This window comes from Streptomyces sp. NPDC050674 (genome assembly GCF_040654575.1).
GTDB lineage: Bacteria > Actinomycetota > Actinomycetes > Streptomycetales > Streptomycetaceae > Streptomyces.
Map to the genome: position 1 here is coordinate 1 of NZ_JBFAIG010000046.1, position 3,093 is coordinate 3,093.

Genomic DNA, 3,093 nt, shown 5'->3' on the forward strand with positions numbered 1-3,093 from the left:
GTCGACGCTCACGCCCCGGGCGTGGAGGGTGGTGAGTGCCTCGACCAGGGTCTCCGGCTCGGCGCTGATGAAGGTGTACCGGGACGCCTTCGGCGAGGGTGACATCCACGGGGCCGCGGCGCAGGCCGTGATCATCGCCTTCGCCACGCTCCTCCTCTCCTTCGGCTTCCTGCGGGCCGTGAACCGTCGTCAGAAGCAGGAGGCCGCTCGATGAGCTCCCTCGCCGTTCCCCAGGCGGAGCCGAGGGCGGGCAGCACGCCGGGCGCCGCCCGGGACCGCCGTCCGCCGCTGCGCCGCCGGATCGCCCTGATCCCCACCGTCACCCTGCTGCTGGGCGCGCTGTACTGCCTGCTGCCGGTCGCCTGGGTGGTCATCGCCGCCACCAAGTCCGGGCGCGAACTGTTCTCCACCTTCACGTTCCTGCCGGGCACGGGCTTCACCGCCAACGTCCGGGACCTGAACGCCTACCGGGACGGCGTCTACTGGAAGTGGATGGGCAACTCCGCGCTGTACGCCGGTCTCGGGGCGCTGCTGTCGACGGTCGTGTCGGCGGTCAGCGGCTACGCGCTCGCGATCTACCGCTTCCGAGGCCGCGAGGCGCTCTTCAACGTGCTGCTCGCGGGTGTGCTGATGCCGCCGGTGATCCTGGCCGTCCCCCAGTACCTGCTGCTGGCGAAGGCCGATCTCACCGACTCGCACCTGTCCGTCCTGCTGCCGCAGATCCTCTTCCCCTACGGCGTCTACCTCGCGCGGATCTACGCGGCCGCCGCGGTGCCGTCCGACGTGGTCGAGGCGGGGCGCATGGACGGGGCGAGCGAGTGGCGGATCTTCACCCGCATCGCGCTGCCGATGATGATCCCCGGGATGGTGACGGTGTTCCTGTTCCAGTTCGTGGCGATCTGGAACAACTTCCTGCTGCCGTACATCATGCTCAGCGACGACGAGAAGTTCCCGATCACCCTCGGTCTGTTCACGTTGCTGGAGCAGGGCGCCAACACCCCGGCCCTGTACACCCTGGTCATCACGGGCGCGTTCCTCGCCGTGCTGCCGCTGATCGCCCTCTTCCTGGTCATCCAGCGCTTCTGGAGCCTGGATCTGCTCTCCGGAGCCGTAAAGTCGTGACCATGAACGCTGCGGGAGGCAGGCGCAGGCCGCCCACGATCCATGACGTGGCGCGCGAGGCGGGAGTCTCGCGCGGCACCGTCTCGCGCGTACTCAACGGCGGCCACTACGTCAGCCCGGCCGCCCAGGAGGCGGTCAACGCGGCCATCCGCAGGACGGGTTACGTGGTCAACCGGCACGCCCGCTCCCTGATCACCGGACGCTCGGACTCGGTCGGCTTCCTGCTCACGGAGCCGCAGGAGCGGTTCTTCGAGGATCCCAACTTCAACGTCCTGCTGCGCGGCTGCACCCAGGCGCTCGCCGCGCACGACATCCCGCTGCTGCTGATGCTGGCCGGCACCGAGGACGAACGGCGGCGGATCACGCGGTACATCACCGCCGGACACGTCGACGGAGTGCTGCTCGTCTCCAGTCACTCCGGTGATCCGGTCGTCGAGCGGCTGCGCGAGGCAGGGGTGCCGCTGGTCGCGTGCGGCAAGCCGATCGGGGTGGCCTCCAAGGTGAGTTACGTGGCCGCCGACGACCGTGACGGCGCCCGGGACATGGTGCGCCATCTGCTGTCGCTCGGGCGGCGCCGGGTGGGCACGGTGACCGGTCCGCTGGACACCCCCGGCGGTGTCGAGCGCCTCGCCGGCTACAAGGAGGTGCTCGCGCAGGCGGGCCTGGAGTTCGACGAGCGGCTGGTCGTCTCCGGCGACTACAGCCGGGCGAGCGGCGAGGCGGGCGCCGAGCGGCTGCTGGCGCAGGCCCCGGACGTCGACGCGGTGTTCGTGGCCTCCGACCTCATGGCGCAGGGCGTGCTCGCGGCCCTCCAGCGGGCGGGGCGGCGGGTGCCGCAGGATGTGGCGGTCGGCGGTTTCGACGACTCACCCGCCGCGGTGGCCTCAAGCCCCGAGCTGACGACCATCCGGCAGCCCTGGGACCGCATCAGCGCCGAGATGGTGAGGGTGCTGCTCGCGCAGATCGGGGGCGAGGACCCGGCGGCGGTGATCCTGCCGACGGAGCTGGTGCGGCGGGAGTCGACGTAGCGCCGCGCAGCCGGAGTGCGGGCCCGCACTCCATGCACGGTCATGGAATCCCGCGCCGGTGTTACCGTTCCCCTATGGCGTCGAAAACGGCTGGTGGGCAGCTCGAGGACCGGTGGCGGGACATCCTGTCGGCCCATGCGCGCACGATGTGCGAGATCGACCGTGCGCTGCATCCGCACGGTCTGGGCGCCTCCGACTTCGAGGTTCTGGACATGCTCGCGACCGCGGCGCCCGAGGAGGGCGAGCAGTGCCGGGTGCAGAACCTCGTGGGGCGGGTCCACCTCAGCCAGAGCGCGCTGTCGCGGCTGATCGCCCGGCTGGAGAAGGACGGGCTGGTGACACGGTCGGTGTGCGCCGAGGACCGGCGGGGCGTGTGGGTCTCCCTCACGCCCAAGGGCCGTGACCTGCACGCGCAGGTGCTGCCCCTCCAGCGGGCGGCACTGGCCCGGACGCTGGGCGGCTGATCCGCCCGGGTCCGGACCGGGCCGGTCGCTTCACTGGCGTGCCAGCAAGGTGCGCACTCCCTCCGAGGTGAGCGTCAGGCGGTGTTCCGAACTGCCGTCGATGGTGAGCGACAGGTCGTCGGCCGGCCACTGCGCGGCGAGGGCGCCGAGCGGCACCAGGCGGTAGCGGGAGACGAACGGCAGCAGCCCGGCCATCTCCATCTCGGAGGTGAACACGGGTACCACCGGTTCGCCGCCCGGCTGCTCCAGCACCGGCAGCGCCACCGCCGTGGGATGGACGGCGTCGGCGTCGGCCGCGTCGTCGGGCACGGGGATGAGCACGTCGCTGTTGGCGAGCGCGTCCAGAGCCGCCGCGTCCTCGGTGTTCTCGGCGAGGACGTCCAGTGCCCGCTGGGCGGGCGTCGGCGTGGGGTCGTTTGCGGGTGTCTCCATGGCAGATTCCCTGGTAGCGGCGGTCGTGCGGCCAGCCCGGGGACATG

At 71.5% G+C, this 3,093-nt stretch carries 4 protein-coding genes and 1 pseudogene; 4 read left to right on the forward strand and 1 reads right to left on the reverse strand.

Features of this window, described 5'->3' with window-relative positions:
• From AB0I06_RS34160 to AB0I06_RS34175, 4 genes and pseudogenes are all read left to right on the forward strand, one after another.
• Positions 1 to 214, forward strand: a pseudogene (locus AB0I06_RS34160) (sugar ABC transporter permease); the annotation flags it as partial.
• Entirely contained in the window at positions 211 to 1,122 is a 912-nt protein-coding gene (locus AB0I06_RS34165) for a carbohydrate ABC transporter permease (protein ID WP_363122754.1), read from the forward strand. The pseudogene AB0I06_RS34160 and the gene AB0I06_RS34165, both read left to right, overlap by 4 nt.
• Positions 1,119 to 2,150 carry a LacI family DNA-binding transcriptional regulator gene (locus AB0I06_RS34170; RefSeq protein WP_363122755.1) on the forward strand — a complete coding sequence of 344 codons (1,032 nt, stop codon included), beginning with the start codon at positions 1,119 to 1,121 and terminating at the stop codon, positions 2,148 to 2,150. The genes AB0I06_RS34165 and AB0I06_RS34170 overlap by 4 nt, the downstream gene beginning before the upstream one ends.
• Before the next feature lie 74 nt (positions 2,151 to 2,224).
• Positions 2,225 to 2,614, forward strand: a complete 390-nt coding sequence (locus AB0I06_RS34175) for a MarR family transcriptional regulator (protein WP_363122756.1) — start codon at positions 2,225 to 2,227, stop codon at positions 2,612 to 2,614.
• A gap of 30 nt (positions 2,615 to 2,644) precedes the next feature.
• On the opposite strand, the gene AB0I06_RS34180 is transcribed toward AB0I06_RS34175, so the two are convergent.
• Positions 2,645 to 3,046 (reverse strand): SseB family protein, encoded by a 402-nt coding sequence (locus tag AB0I06_RS34180; protein ID WP_363122757.1) that lies wholly within the window; start codon positions 3,044 to 3,046, stop codon positions 2,645 to 2,647.
• Positions 3,047 to 3,093 lie beyond the last annotated feature (47 nt).

What these genes read in the sequence shown, in the direction of transcription:
- AB0I06_RS34165 (WP_363122754.1), top strand. Translation starts at nt 211, where the DNA reads ATGAGCTCCCTCGCCGTTCCCCAGGCGGAGCCGAGGGCGGGCAGCACG.
- AB0I06_RS34175 (WP_363122756.1), top strand. Translation starts at nt 2,225, where the DNA reads ATGGCGTCGAAAACGGCTGGTGGGCAGCTCGAGGACCGGTGGCGGGAC.
- AB0I06_RS34180 (WP_363122757.1), bottom strand. Translation starts at nt 3,046, where the DNA reads ATGGAGACACCCGCAAACGACCCCACGCCGACGCCCGCCCAGCGGGCA.